Source organism: Clostridium sp. YIM B02506, assembly GCF_022324845.1.
Taxonomy (GTDB): Bacteria; Bacillota; Clostridia; order Clostridiales; family Clostridiaceae; genus Clostridium_T; species Clostridium_T intestinale.
Window position 1 is genome coordinate 1 of sequence record NZ_JAKGTG010000010.1, and the last position, 13,595, is coordinate 13,595.

General features: G+C 30.1%; 16 protein-coding genes. All 16 read right to left on the bottom strand.

Annotated features, from left to right (window positions below):
* Positions 1-92 precede the first annotated feature (92 nt).
* The 16 genes from L1S49_RS09515 to L1S49_RS09590 all read right to left on the bottom strand — a co-directional run bounded on the left by L1S49_RS09515 (position 93) and on the right by L1S49_RS09590 (position 13,595).
* Positions 93-647 (bottom strand): hypothetical protein, encoded by a 555-nt coding sequence (locus L1S49_RS09515; protein WP_238903891.1) that lies wholly within the window; start codon positions 645-647, stop codon positions 93-95.
* A 161-nt stretch (positions 648-808) separates the two neighbouring features.
* Positions 809-1,471 carry an ABC transporter ATP-binding protein gene (locus L1S49_RS09520; RefSeq protein ID WP_238903894.1) on the bottom strand — a complete coding sequence of 221 codons (663 nt, stop codon included), beginning with the start codon at positions 1,469-1,471 and terminating at the stop codon, positions 809-811.
* A 1-nt stretch (position 1,472) separates the two neighbouring features.
* Positions 1,473-2,999, bottom strand: a complete 1,527-nt coding sequence (locus tag L1S49_RS09525; RefSeq protein WP_238903896.1) for a hypothetical protein — start codon at positions 2,997-2,999, stop codon at positions 1,473-1,475.
* Between the two features lie 81 nt (positions 3,000-3,080).
* The gene (locus tag L1S49_RS09530; RefSeq protein WP_238903898.1) at positions 3,081-3,629 is read right to left on the bottom strand and encodes a GNAT family protein; all 549 of its coding nucleotides are present in this window, start codon (positions 3,627-3,629) and stop codon (positions 3,081-3,083) included.
* A 239-nt stretch (positions 3,630-3,868) separates the two neighbouring features.
* On the bottom strand, positions 3,869-4,351 hold the full coding sequence (locus L1S49_RS09535) for a hypothetical protein (RefSeq protein ID WP_238903900.1): 483 nt from the start codon (positions 4,349-4,351) through the stop codon (positions 3,869-3,871).
* Between the two features lie 30 nt (positions 4,352-4,381).
* Positions 4,382-4,930, bottom strand: coding sequence for a GNAT family N-acetyltransferase (locus tag L1S49_RS09540; RefSeq protein WP_238903902.1), 549 nt, complete (start codon positions 4,928-4,930; stop codon positions 4,382-4,384).
* Between the two features lie 68 nt (positions 4,931-4,998).
* Complete coding sequence (locus L1S49_RS09545; RefSeq protein ID WP_238903904.1) at positions 4,999-5,385, bottom strand: hypothetical protein; 387 nt, start codon at positions 5,383-5,385, stop codon at positions 4,999-5,001.
* 56 nt (positions 5,386-5,441) lie between these two features.
* Complete coding sequence (locus L1S49_RS09550) at positions 5,442-6,074, bottom strand: hypothetical protein (protein WP_238903906.1); 633 nt, start codon at positions 6,072-6,074, stop codon at positions 5,442-5,444.
* A 197-nt stretch (positions 6,075-6,271) separates the two neighbouring features.
* Complete coding sequence (locus L1S49_RS09555; RefSeq protein ID WP_238903908.1) at positions 6,272-6,688, bottom strand: MaoC family dehydratase; 417 nt, start codon at positions 6,686-6,688, stop codon at positions 6,272-6,274.
* Between the two features lie 17 nt (positions 6,689-6,705).
* Positions 6,706-7,887 (bottom strand): acetyl-CoA C-acetyltransferase, encoded by a 1,182-nt coding sequence (locus L1S49_RS09560; RefSeq protein ID WP_238903910.1) that lies wholly within the window; start codon positions 7,885-7,887, stop codon positions 6,706-6,708.
* Between the two features lie 10 nt (positions 7,888-7,897).
* On the bottom strand, positions 7,898-8,620 hold the full coding sequence (locus L1S49_RS09565) for a beta-ketoacyl-ACP reductase (RefSeq protein WP_238903912.1): 723 nt from the start codon (positions 8,618-8,620) through the stop codon (positions 7,898-7,900).
* A 91-nt stretch (positions 8,621-8,711) separates the two neighbouring features.
* Complete coding sequence (locus L1S49_RS09570) at positions 8,712-9,287, bottom strand: TetR/AcrR family transcriptional regulator (protein ID WP_238903914.1); 576 nt, start codon at positions 9,285-9,287, stop codon at positions 8,712-8,714.
* 64 nt (positions 9,288-9,351) lie between these two features.
* Positions 9,352-10,167, bottom strand: coding sequence for an alpha/beta hydrolase (locus L1S49_RS09575; RefSeq protein ID WP_238903915.1), 816 nt, complete (start codon positions 10,165-10,167; stop codon positions 9,352-9,354).
* 24 nt (positions 10,168-10,191) lie between these two features.
* Positions 10,192-11,523 carry an acetyl-CoA hydrolase/transferase C-terminal domain-containing protein gene (locus tag L1S49_RS09580; RefSeq protein ID WP_238903917.1) on the bottom strand — a complete coding sequence of 444 codons (1,332 nt, stop codon included), beginning with the start codon at positions 11,521-11,523 and terminating at the stop codon, positions 10,192-10,194.
* A gap of 72 nt (positions 11,524-11,595) precedes the next feature.
* Positions 11,596-12,810: an ABC transporter substrate-binding protein gene (locus L1S49_RS09585; RefSeq protein ID WP_238903919.1), complete on the bottom strand. Its 1,215-nt coding sequence runs from the start codon at positions 12,808-12,810 to the stop codon at positions 11,596-11,598.
* A 65-nt stretch (positions 12,811-12,875) separates the two neighbouring features.
* Entirely contained in the window at positions 12,876-13,595 is a 720-nt protein-coding gene (locus L1S49_RS09590) for an ABC transporter ATP-binding protein (RefSeq protein ID WP_238903921.1), read from the bottom strand.

Consider the following 13,595-nt stretch of genomic DNA (forward strand, 5'->3'; position numbering starts at 1 on the left):
GGTATCTTATATTCCGGTAGATATCCTCTGCATAAATTATCAAATATGTTCAATGACTAACTTAATGACATTGTCAATATAATGTATCCTCTTTAATACTCTCTAAATTCTCCGCCTTCTTTTATATAGTAATAGTAATGATTTAGCGCCATATCTATTATTCTATTTAATGGTATATTAATATCTGGGTGTAGTAGTTTTAATTCTCCCATCCTCCTTATTGTTACATTTCTTAGTAAATAACTCCTTTTACTTTGTCCCTCTTCTTCACTCATAACTCTTGTCAATCTATCAATATTGTTTGATGAACTCTTGGCTTTATTTTCATCATTAATTTTTATTTTCTCAACATTTTCTTCTTCATTCTGTAGCTCCCCATTATCCATTATTACTTTAGTATTTTTATTAATGGTACTATGAAAAATTTCTCTTTCCACATAATCATATGGTTGCATTATAGCCCAATCTTCTATTATGTCCTCTTCGGAAGAATCCTCATCTGTGAACTCTGGATTTTCTCTTTTATCTGTCATATTAATAACCTCACTATTTACTTTCTTTACTACAATTATATTCTTAAGGCGGAACTTTGGTTCTAAAGTTCTTATATTCTTAGCTTCCAAAGTTCCTTTATTCTTCGCTTCCAAACTTCTTTTATTCTTTTACAGAAAAGTTCCATATAGAAAAAAAGACCGTCTCTGAATTAAATCCTAATGAGCCACCAGCTTATCTTCTTGTTTTAGCAAAAAAACATAATAAAAGGGACTGACCTATTAGTAATATGGCAGTCCCTTGGAATATTTTATTGTTAAACTAATCCTCTTATCCAATTCTTCATTTCCTCTGGTGTATTAAAATTATTTTTAACTTCATATATCTTCCCATTGTTCAAAAATAGAATTGTATCTGATATGTCTTTAGCTATATCTATTAAATGTGTTGATATTACAACTGTTGTTCCTTTATTTACGTATCTTCTAATGGTATCTATTATAACTTCAGCAGATATAAAATCTATTGTACCAAAAGGCTCGTCCATTAGGATATATTTATAATTTAATAAGAAACCAATTATTAAAACTAACTTTTGCTTAGTACCTAAAGAGTATATGCCTATTGGATTATCTATATATTCTTTCATTCTAAGTTCGTCTACTAATCTATTATATTCAGTTAAGTCTATTGTTACTTTTTTAAGTTTTAGAATTAAATCTAAAAACTCACTTCCAGTTAAGTTTTTATAAAAAGACATTTCATCATGAATATATAAGATCTCTTCATTTACAAATTTTTTATCTAGATTAATATTAGAGTCTAAAAATCCTGTTATGCAGTTAAATAAGGTGGTTTTTCCAGAACCATTTACTCCTAAAAGACAGTATATCTTACCTGTTTCAATTTTAAATGAGGCTCCATCTAATATCTTTTTCTCATCATCATAAGAAAAGTTCAAATCATCAATTTTTAACATGTTAGTTTTCTCTCTTTCTTAAATTAAACTTCTTAATATACAAATTAAACATATAAATAATTATCAAAAGTACGTTTGTACCAATTAACATTAATGCACTATTGATTATAGGAAGCTCATATCCTCTCATTAATAGCTGGGTAAATAAATTGATTGCAGCTAATATTAGAAGTGTGTTTATCCACCTAAATATTCTTTTGTTATTTACCTCACCATTAATCTTATTTACTAAATTTAAACTTAAGAGTCGTTCTAATATTATAAAAGTAAAAAGTGAAGAAATCAGTCCAAGCCATCCCCATATATTATATCTAGTTAAAAGTGCAACAACATAAATAATACCCATTGGATAAAATAGAATTAGACCTGCAAAGTTTCGTTTAACTTTTATTAAATCTTCTCTATTGAAGTTTATATTGTATTTTCCAAGTAGATCAGTATCTTCACTAACACAAAGAATATCTTTTATAGAAAAACGTCCACTAGTCCAATATATAATTCCCATGTATATAAAGATAATAAAGCTCATGCTCATAGAAATTTCAATACTGCTTTTTACTCCACTTATATCAATATCATGATATATTGCTATAACACAAATAATATAAATAATCTGAGTAATAAGTATTCCAAATACTGCCCCCCTATTATCTCTAGAAAGTTCCTTTATATCCTTTTGAAGAACTAGCTTATCCATAGGAGTAATATTTCTAAATAATTTTTCTGTTACCTTTAATAGAAGCTTTTCAATATGCTGATTCCTTTTTCTAAAAGGTTTTTCACTCCTATTTTTCACTATTTTTCTTATGTTAAGATTTAAATGATTTTCTGAAAAATAAAAAAGAACTAAAGCTAATATAAATATGAGAATAAGCGTTATAATATGAAAAATATTTATATTGATATTTGTAATAGGAACTTCCTTTTTTAAATCTGGAGAAATTTCATTTAAGTATAAAAAAGCTCCGTAGTTAGGTACAATAAATGTGAATGTTCCCCAAAAACCTAATATAAATTTTAGTACCTTTTCCATCTTCCTATTTATAGTATTTAAGAAGTATCTTATATAAATAGCAATTAAATAGTTAAAAATAAACCAACTAGCTATAAATAAAATAGAAGATAAGATAAACAAAGGATTTGATATATTTAGTACAGGTCTTAAGCTTAGCAAAATAGCTGAAACTAAAGGTAAAGTCCATTTTACTAATACCATAAATACTCTTACCTTTATATATGGTTGTAATTTATCAGGAAGAAATTTTATAATTACATCTTTCTCCAAGTTTTTGAAAAAAGAGAGGTAGATAATAAAGTGAGTTAAGGTTGAAATCATATTTGCTACTATTATTAGATTTATGATTATGGTTTTAGCAGTTATTGTACCTCTATGTCCACTTAGACCTAATAAAATTATTCCTAAGGTTGGCGCAATATAAATAAGAGCAAGCTTAACGTAACTTTTGAATATATTGTTTGTTTTCTTTTGAATATTAGCAAGTTCCAATGTCAGCCATAGTTTAAACATAGGTTATTCCTTTCTGGTTTCAACAATTTGAATATTATAATCTTAACAAGAATGACTTTAATGAGGCTTGGGAAGAAGCCTCTACAGTATTAATGTGTTTAACTGTTCCCACTCTGATTTTAGCATTGCATATTCATAGGTATCCATCCATAATGGCTCTCCATTATTATCTGTTTTAAAATAGACATTTTGTAATAGCAACCCTTCTCTTCTCATACCTAAACGTTCAAGTAGCTTCCAAGAATTATTATTTTTAGGACTACACTTTGCAATAACACGCCTAACATTTAGATTTGTAAATGAATAATTAATTAATTCTCTAGCACTTTCTGTAGCATAACCCTGCCCTTGATATTTTCTATTAAATACATAACCAAGCTCCCAGGTATCAAAGTCCTTTTTGGAGAAGTACAAGTTTCCTATTAATTTTTTATTTTCTCTTAAACAAACTCCATAAAAACTCTTATCACTGGATCTTCGTACAGCCTCTTCCTTAGCCTTTTTTTCATTAAATACATGATATGGTTCAAACTTAACCACTTCTTCATCTGATAGGTATTCATAAAGGTCTTGCCAATCATCTTTTTCAAATCTTCTTATAACCAGTCTTTCTGTAATTATATTTTCCATCTCAATCTCCTTAATTTTATTATAGAAGAAAATCCTCCCTGTATTCTGTGATTTTAAATTTCTAGGAATATATATAGATATATATATATCTATATAACTATATATAGTATTTATGCGGCCTCAGGGGATTTTCAATTAAAAATAGGTAACTTAACGCTCAATAAATAATTAAAGATTCTTAAAAGAGTCTGTAACAAAACAATTATCATAATTTTGCTACAAACTCTTAATTAAAAATATTAAGATAACCAAACCTCTCTAGTAGAATTTTCTTTCCACGTTCCAAAGCTTTTATGAAATTTTACTTTAATTCCACCGCCACTTAAATAAGTTTCTTTACTACTATCTGATATTGCCCAAGTGTTCTCTATTTCTATTGAAGCGTTTTGATTATCTATGCTAATGTCCTTAAAAGTTAAATAAAGAAAATCTCCCTCTTTATTAGCTTTCTCTTTTATTTCATAAGGTGTCATAACTATTAATTTTTGCTTTAAAACTTCACTCAGGTTTTTATTATCTAAGTTCTCTGAGGATACAATGATATTCTCATAATTTTTTACAATATTATAATCTGGAAGCTCACCATTTTCTAAAGCTATTTTAATGGTCTTGCCTATTAATTCTTCTTTTGAATTAGTATCCTTTTTGTAAAAAAAGATAAATGTTATGGTCACCAGTATAATAACTATAGTTATTAATACTCCCCTTTTTCTATTCCCCAAAATAAATACCCCCTATATACTTAAGTTAAGTTATAAAATGTATTCAAGTTGACAATCACAAGGCTCTTTCTCAACATGCTTTTGGTCATACTCTACTGCTTCAACACATCCTAAAGATTTATAAAAAGCTTGAGATTCAACTGATGAGTGGGCAGAAATATATAGCTTTTTAGCACCACGAGCTTTTGCCCATTTAGACGCAAGTTTAAAAAGTTCTCTTCCTATTCCATAACCCCTCATGTCTTCAGAAACATGGATACTTGAAAGATTTATATAATCTCTATTCTTGCCTAAAAAATCACCATCAACTGATGTAAATCCTTTTAAGATCCCATCTGAAAAAGCACCATATACCACGCCGTCTGTGTTTATAACACCTTTAAGACATTCAGAAAGGAAAGCATAGTCTTCTTTTCCCCATTCCTCAACAAAACGAACTTCCTTAATCACCCATTCTCCATCTATTTTTCTCCAACAATGAGTGACATTTTGATGACGCTTTAAATTATCAAAAAGCTTTATATTAATTTCTTCTATTTGTATCTCTCTATAATTTATCTTATTTTTTAAATTTTCCATATCCTTTACCTCTCTAAAAAGCATTATTTTATTGTCTTTCGCATCCTTTGATATTTAACATATCTAGGTTAATCTTTAGAATATTTAGTGTTTTTGTCACTGTTAAAATATTCTATAGGTACCTCAACAAATGCAACCAGTTTTTTTGATTTAACAAATGCAATCATATTTATTGAATCAAGCTGTTCAATACTAAATATTGAGTTATAACTCTTTACTCCTTCATCCTTAAATAGATTGTTTGGATTTGAATAAGGAATAAATATATACATTGTGTCCCATTCAAAATCAGTAACCTCTGAAAAATCTACATGTCCTGATTGTTTTATGGTGTCTACTATTTTATGTCTTAGGGCTGTATCTTCACTTATTCTCCTAGCCTTTCTAAAATTAATAAATATAGACAGTAGTATAATTATAAAAATTAAACCCACAATAAGATATTTTTTCTTCATAAGTCCTCCTGTTATCTTTATTATGGTAATAATATCACATAATCACAATTAGTTTATTACTCTTTTATTACATTTAAGTCACTTACTTGTTTCTCACTAAAAAGCACAGTAACAGCATAAACACGATCATATCCAAGTTCCTTATATTTTTCTGGTGTATAAAAGTAGTCTACTGTATGCGCAGTCATGGTATTCCCAGAAGTTATCCCTTGAACTACTAGAGGAATTTCTTTATCGTAGGTAATCTCGGCTTTATTATCTAGAAATGAGCTGAGTTGTCCCATAGCTGAAGGCTCTTGTGGTTTCTCAGTTGAAAATTTAGTTGAAGCACTTGAATTTTCACTTAAAAAAGCAATTTTATATCCGTAAAAATAATTATTAAAGTTGATACTTAATCTTCCCTTAATATCTTTAAATTCCTGACTTGTTCTCCCAATGTTAGAATCCCATTTGTTGTCTTTTAATTCATATATGCTTATCTGAATAGATTGTACTTTATCATCTAAATTAAAATCATACATAATTTGATTTTCATAATCTCCAACCAATTTAACAATATCATCTTCTGATTTTGTTAATTCTGCTTTTTGTATATATTTCTCTTTAACCTCAACTGGATTTTTAGCTTTACACGAAGTAAATATAAGCAAAGAAACAGCAAGCATAAAAACAGATAAAACCCTTTTCACAAAATTCCCCCTTTTACAGTTATACCAATCTATCCCATATACTATCCATTATACATAAACCCAAGGTGATAATAAACCTTTATATACATAAAGGATGTAGTTAATTTGCTTTGAAACAAATATTACTACATCCTTAAAATATTTAAAAAGGGGTTTGATAAAAAGCTAATTAATTTAAAGCTCCTAATGCTTGGGTATTATTTAGGCGGCATAACTATCGCTTTTCCCTTAACAACAATATCTCCTTTTTGATTTGTGCAAGTAGTTTCTAAAATTAATCTATTTTTTTCTTCAAGCTTTTCTATAACTTCCACTGTTGCTGTTATTGTATCACCAAATTTAACTGGTGATGTAAATTTTAATTCTTGTGATAGATATATTGTTCCTGGTCCTGGTAGCTGCATCCCTAAAACAGTAGATATATATCCTGCAGATAACATTCCATGAGCTATTCTTCCTTTAAACATAGTGTTTTTTGAGTATTCTTCATTAAAATGTGCAGGATTTAAATCTCCACTTACTCCTCCAAATAAGATTACGTCAGCTTCACATACTGTTCTACTATAGCTAGACTTATCACCTATCTTTATTTCATTAATAGTTTTACCTATCATAATAATCCTCTCCTTAATTATTCTCTTTCAACCAATATTGAAGTTCCCATTCCTCCACCTATACAAAGTGTAGCTAAGCCTTTTTTAGCATCTCTTCTTTTCATTTCGTGAAGCAATGTTACTACTATTCTTGCACCAGAGCAACCAATTGGATGCCCTAAGGCAATAGCTCCCCCATTTACATTCACTTTATCTAAATCTAAGTCTAAATCTTTAATAACTGAGATAGACTGAGCAGCAAAAGCCTCATTTGCCTCAACTAAATCTAAATCTTTAACTGTCCATTTAGCTTTTTTTAAAGCATTTCTAGTTGAAGGTACAGGACCATAACCCATAATTTCAGGGTCAACCCCAGCAGATGCATATCCTTTTACTGTTGCTAATGATTTTAATCCTAGAGCATCTGCTTTATCCTTACTCATTACTATAAGCATGGCTGCGCCATCATTAATTCCTGATGAATTTCCTGCTGTTACTGTTCCATCTTTTTTGAAAGCCGTCTTTAATTTACTAAGTTTCTCTAAGGTAACATTTTCTTTTATATATTCATCCTTATAAAATATGATGTTTTCCCCTTTTTTCTTTGGAATCTCTATTTTTACTATTTCCTCATCAAATCTACCTAAGTTCTGAGCTTCTATAGCTTTTCTTTGACTATTAGCTGCAAACTTATCCTGTTCTTCTCTTAATATATTCCATTTCTCTGCTATGTTTTCTGCAGTTATTCCCATATGATATTTATTAAAAGCATCAGTTAACCCATCTTCAATCATTGTATCTATTAATTTTCCATTACCCATTCTTTGACCAAATCTAGCTGAAGGGACTATATATGGTGCATTGCTCATACTTTCTGTTCCACCGCATAAAATAACCTCAGCATCACCTAGCATAATTTCTTGTACAGCTAAAGTTATAGCTCTTAACCCAGAACCACAAAGTTTATTTAATGTCATACTTGGGACTTCAACTGGAATTCCTGATTTTACTGAAATTTGTCTTGCTATATTTTGTCCAAGACCATATCCAAGAACATTTCCAATTAAAACTTCATTTATTTCTTCTGGATTTATTTTTGCTCTTTTTATGGCCTCCTTAGCAGTAATTACACCTAAATCTACAGCGCTAAGGCTAGATAAACCTCCACCAAAACTACCAATTGGAGTTCTAACTGCTGATACTATAACTACATCTCTCATACCCATCCTCCTATAATCTCATTCCGCCGTTAACTGACAAATTGTGTCCTGTTATATAAGATGATTCATCACTAGCCAAAAATAAAACTGCTTTTGCTATTTCTTCTGGCTCACCTAATCTTCCAAGCATTGTCTTGGATTTTATATTTTCCAAAACTTTATCTGGTACAGTTTTCATCATATCTGTATTTACATATCCAGGTGCTATTGAGGTTACCCTTATATTAGCCCCTTTCCTTGCAAATTCTTTTGCCCAGGTTTTAGTTAAACCTATTACTCCTGCTTTTGTAGCAGCATAATTAGTTTGTCCTACATTTCCGTATTCTCCTACAACAGAAGCTATATTTATTATTGAACCTTTTCCTTTTTCCATCATGTGTGGTCCTATTAACTGAGTTATATTAAATAATCCCTTTAAGTTAACATCTACAACTAAATCCCACATTTCTTCAGTCATTTTTTGAATTAATGCATCTCTTGTAATGCCTGCATTGTTAACTAAAATATCTACTTTTCCAAATTTTTCTGTTATAGAATCAAAAAAACTTTTAATACCAGCTCTATCTACAACGTTTACTTCATATCCATAAATGTTTTTATTTTCGTACGGTAATTTATTTATATCAATTCCTATTACTGTAGCTCCTTCTTCTGCGAAGCTTTCAGCTATTGATCTACCTATTCCTTGAGATGCCCCAGTAACTAGGGCTACTTTATTTTCTAATCTTAACATTTTACTCCTCCATGAATGTAAGTTATTACTTACATGTTGTTTTAAAAAAATTAATCCTTCCTGCTGGAATAAGATTAATTATTTTTATTTGTTAAATTTTATATAATGAAATGAATTGTCTTGCATGTTCTTTAACTAACTCTTGCCATGAAATTTTTGTCATTGTGTTATCGCTTAAAAGTTCAACTGTAAATGCCCCTAAGAGGCTATTAATTAATGTTAAAGCCATTATTACAGGCTCTCCTTTTATACGTTTTTCTTCTTTTAGTTTACTAAAATATTCTTCAAGAACACTTACTAACTTTCTTGAAAGCTTAAGTTTAATAAAATCTTTTTCATTGTCTGCAAGTTTCATTTGAACCTTATAAAGCTTGGTATTTTGAATAAATAAGTTATAGATTCTCTCAGTTATTAACATAATACTATCTTCAAAACTTAATTCTTCTGTGTCATTTAATATATAGTCAACATGAGAATCTATTACATAATGTTCAGTTGTTACTTGAAACAAGTTACTCTTAGACCCAAAATGTCTAAAAATAGTTAATTCATTAACCCCAGCTTCCTCTGCTATCTGTTTAGTTGTTGTTGGATAATATCCCTGCTCAGAAAATAGTTTTAATGCCTCATGCATTATTTTTTTACTCGTATCGTTATTGTATTTCATTTTTTCTCCCTTTCAGCAGTTATAATTATATAGTAAGTATTCCCTTACATACTTATTATTAATATTATACTATTTTTATTTCTTTCTTAACAGACAAATATCCTTTTAATATTCCAATAAATTCATTAGGTTTTTCATACATAGATGCGTGACCACATTCTCTTATCAATATATATTTTGAATTAGTAATATTTTTATAAAGGTATTCTTGTTCTATTACTGGTGTTATAAAATCATGTTCACTACTTACAATCAAAGTATCTGTATTAATTTCATTTAAGCTATCTCTAACATCATATCCTTCAGCGCTTTGTATAAGTCTTACCATTGCCATAAGAAACTCTTTTTGAAAGACATTATATAATATTTCTTTTCTTCTATTCATCCAATCAATGTTTTTATTATAAAAGTTTGGAGAGTATATTACAGGTATTGTAACGTTATAAAAGGTTTCTGGATCTACTGTTTCAGCTGCATTTATCCACCCTCTTCCAATGTCCTTAAGCCATGAATTTGTACAACTTGTGGTATTAAATAGTATAAGCTTATTTAAAAAATCTTTATATTTTAATGCAAACTGTAATGCAACTTCTCCACCATAGGATATTCCAAATAAATTAATTTTATCTAATTTTAATTTATCTATCACAGTTTTAACTACTTCAACTTGTATGTCTTGCTTATATAAGCTATCCATTTTATCAGATTTTCCTTGATCTAAAAAATCAAGAAGTATTACTTTATTGTTTCTACAAAGCTCTGGTATACAGAAACTCCAGCTTATATGGGACATCATTATTCCATTTAAAATTACAATTGGTTCCCCTTCTCCATGTACTTCGTAATAAATATTTTTCCCCTTATATTCTACAAAAGCCACATTCCCACCTCCAACTAAACTTTTCTAAATTAACCCTAATGTTTTTGCACTTCTTAAAAGCTCCTCTTTAAACTTTGGGTGTGCTATATTTATTAATCTATGAACTCTTTCACTGATTGTAGTTCCTCTAAGTTCTGCAACTCCATATTCAGTAACTACTAAATCAACATCATTTCTTGATAAACTCACAGCAGCTCCTGGTTTTAAGAAGGGAACTATTTTTGATATCTCTTCTCTTTCTCCAGTTTCTTTATTTTTAACCATAGCTGTTGAATACAATGCTATAAATGAACGACCATTTTTTGATCTTTGTGCTCCAATTGCAGTATCAGCTTGTCCTCCAGTTCCGCTAAATTGAGTAGATCCTATTGACTCCGATGCACATTGACCAGTTAAATCTATTTCTATTGTAGTATTAATAGAAACTTGATTGTCATTTAATCCAATTACATAAGGATCATTTGTCCAATACCCGTCCATTATCATAACTGATGGATTATCATTTATAAAATCGTAAAGTTCCTTTGTTCCAAGTGCAAAAGCTGCAACATGTTTTCCTTTATAAATATTTTTGTTTTTTCCATTTATTACTCCTGATTTTACAAGTTTCATCATTCCTGTAGTAAACATTTCAGTGTGAATTCCTAAATCCTTTTTATCAACCAATGAAGCAGCAACAGCGTTAGGTATTCCACCTATTCCTAGTTGAATACAATCACCATCATTAATTCTATCTGATATAAGTTTACCTATTTTTAAGTCCTTTTCATTTGGCTCAACATCAAGAAGTTCAGGAACAGCATAATGTGTTTCTATCATATAATCTATATCTCTTATATGAACTTCAACATCTCCTAAGGTTCTTGGAAAATTAGGATTAATCTCCAAAATTACTAAATCAGCTTTTTCTATCATTCTCTTTTCATACACATTACTTAATGACAGTGAAACATAGCCATGTTTATCTGGTAGTGTTGCAGTTCCTATAAATATATTAGGCTTTTTATGATTTAATCTTTTTACTGCTGCTAAATGCAGATGATTAGGGATAAATGATATGTTCCCATTTCCATGAGCTTTTCTCATTGCAGCTGTATAAAACCAACCGTCCATCTTAAAGGATTTATTGTATTTAGGATTAATAAAATATTCTGCCATTTCTATAGGTAGACAAGTAGTAACAGTTACGTCCTCCACTCTATCAGCTATTTTATGGAGGTTTCTTAAAATTTCTACAGGTTCTGCTGCTGCAAGAGCTGAAACAATAATATCCCCTGTTTTAATTTTTCTTAAGGCTTCCTCAATAGTTATATATTTTTCATTTATCACTTCTTTTGATTTAATTGTTTGTAACATAATAAGACCTCCCTTAGGTTTTTATGCTATCAGCCAAAGAATTTTGACTGATAGCCAAAACATAAAGCCTATTTATTTTTTTAAGATATCATTTATACTCTTAAATCCAATATGTGGAGACCATCCAGTTGGGCTCTTCAAGTCCATTTTTGCTAAAGACATCTCTTGAGTACCTAGTCTCTTTCCACCAGCAAAATCTATACTTCCACCAAAAGGATTCTTTATTGGTTCTTTTTCCATAGCTTTTATATAGTTTTCCCAAGTAATTTCTCCATCAACTTTTTCTAAACCTTTTACAAAGAAGTCAGCTGCTATCCAACCAGTCATAGCATAAGCATTAGCAGTAAAGTCTTCATTTGAAGCTTGTTTAACCCATTTTTGGAACTCGCCCATAGAAGGTGATGATACATCAACCCATGCATTACCGTAAACTTCATATTTATCAGCTACATCTGCTTTTATTGCATTAACCATAGTCTTATCAACGTTTACATATGTTGTTATAGCAGGTTTTGTATTTCCTTGCTTTGCAAGTTCTTTTGCTATCTGAGGAAATGTACCTTGTATTCCAGCAATTATTATTGTATCTACATCTGAATTTTTAATCTTTGTTACAGCTGCAGAAACATCCTCAGCTCCTGGTGCAACTTGTTCACTTACAACCTCAATTCCACCAATATTTTTAGCCTCTGTTTCAACTCCTTTAACTAAGTCTTTACCAGCATCATCATTGGTATAAATTACACCTATTTTATCTGCCTTAAACTCTCCTTTAGCCCATGCTGTCATTATACGACCTTCCATTGGATATACAGGTTGTACAGGGAATATGTTATCTCCTTCCCCTTTAGTTGCATTTTCGTTATAAAGAATTCCTGTACCTGTTGCAAAGTATACAGACGGTATTCCTATTTCTTTAAGATCATCTAATGTTGCTCCTACTACTGGAGTTCCAAAGTGACCTACTATAGCAAATACTTTTTCATCATTTACAAGTTTATCTAGTATAGCCTTTCCTTTTTCAGGGTTAAATTCATCATCTTGATGAACATACTCTATTTTTCTACCCTTAACCCCTCCACCTTCATTTACCATTTTGAAGTAAGCTTCAATACCAGCTTTAAATGGAACCCCTACTGGGGCAAATGCTCCTGATGTAGCTATACTATTTCCCACTTTTATAGATGTTTCAGTAACACCTTGAGCAGCTTCTTCTTTTTTACCACACCCCGCAAAAGCCATTGTTAATGTAAGTGAAGCTAAAAGTAATGAAATTTTTTTTCTCATGAAATTTCCCTCCATATATTTAATTTATTTTTGGGCTATATATTAAGGATTACTCCCTAAAGACTTTACTCTCCCCCAAGATATGCATCTAATAATCTTTTATCTTGGATTAACTCACTTGCCTTTCCTGAAATATTTATTTCCCCAACTTCTAATACATAGGCGTAATTTGCTATTTTTAGAGTTTGAAGCGCATTTTGTTCAATTATAAGTACTGTTGTTCCTTCTTGATTTATTTCTTTTACAATTTCAAAAATATTCTTTACTATAAGGGGAGCTAACCCTAATGATGGTTCATCTAAAAGAAGTACTTTAGGACTAGCCATTAAAGCTCTTGCTATTGCAAGCATTTGCTGTTCTCCACCACTTAATGTTCCTGCTACTTGTTTTCTTCTTTCCTTTAATATTGGAAAGTATCCATAAACCCTTTCAAAGTTTTTTTCTATTTCCTTCTTTTTCTTTAGGGTAAAAGCTCCTATTCTTAAGTTTTCTTCTACTGTAATATCCGAAAATATCTGCCTACCTTCAGGTGATTGAACTATCCCTAATGATGTTATTTTCTCTGGTGATAAATTAGTGATGTTTTTCCCATAAAACTCTATACTTCCACCTTCTGCGTCTACAAGTCCAGATAAAGTTTTTAAGGTAGTTGTTTTACCAGCACCATTGGCTCCAAGTAAAGCAACTATTTGCCCTTCTGTAACTTCTATATCTATTCCTTTTAGGGCTTTTATGCTTCCATATGAAACAGTAAGATTTTTTATTTTTAATGCTAAATTATCCAT

What these genes read in the sequence shown, in the direction of transcription:
- L1S49_RS09570 (WP_238903914.1), bottom strand. Translation starts at nt 9,287, where the DNA reads ATGAAATACAATAACGATACGAGTAAAAAAATAATGCATGAGGCATTA.
- L1S49_RS09530 (WP_238903898.1), bottom strand. Translation starts at nt 3,629, where the DNA reads ATGGAAAATATAATTACAGAAAGACTGGTTATAAGAAGATTTGAAAAA.
- L1S49_RS09525 (WP_238903896.1), bottom strand. Translation starts at nt 2,999, where the DNA reads ATGTTTAAACTATGGCTGACATTGGAACTTGCTAATATTCAAAAGAAA.
- L1S49_RS09545 (WP_238903904.1), bottom strand. Translation starts at nt 5,385, where the DNA reads ATGAAGAAAAAATATCTTATTGTGGGTTTAATTTTTATAATTATACTA.
- L1S49_RS09565 (WP_238903912.1), bottom strand. Translation starts at nt 8,620, where the DNA reads ATGTTAAGATTAGAAAATAAAGTAGCCCTAGTTACTGGGGCATCTCAA.
- L1S49_RS09555 (WP_238903908.1), bottom strand. Translation starts at nt 6,688, where the DNA reads ATGATAGGTAAAACTATTAATGAAATAAAGATAGGTGATAAGTCTAGC.
- L1S49_RS09585 (WP_238903919.1), bottom strand. Translation starts at nt 12,810, where the DNA reads ATGAGAAAAAAAATTTCATTACTTTTAGCTTCACTTACATTAACAATG.
- L1S49_RS09540 (WP_238903902.1), bottom strand. Translation starts at nt 4,930, where the DNA reads ATGGAAAATTTAAAAAATAAGATAAATTATAGAGAGATACAAATAGAA.
- L1S49_RS09560 (WP_238903910.1), bottom strand. Translation starts at nt 7,887, where the DNA reads ATGAGAGATGTAGTTATAGTATCAGCAGTTAGAACTCCAATTGGTAGT.
- L1S49_RS09590 (WP_238903921.1), bottom strand. Translation starts at nt 13,595, where the DNA reads ATGGATAATTTAGCATTAAAAATAAAAAATCTTACTGTTTCATATGGA.
- L1S49_RS09520 (WP_238903894.1), bottom strand. Translation starts at nt 1,471, where the DNA reads ATGTTAAAAATTGATGATTTGAACTTTTCTTATGATGATGAGAAAAAG.
- L1S49_RS09580 (WP_238903917.1), bottom strand. Translation starts at nt 11,523, where the DNA reads ATGTTACAAACAATTAAATCAAAAGAAGTGATAAATGAAAAATATATA.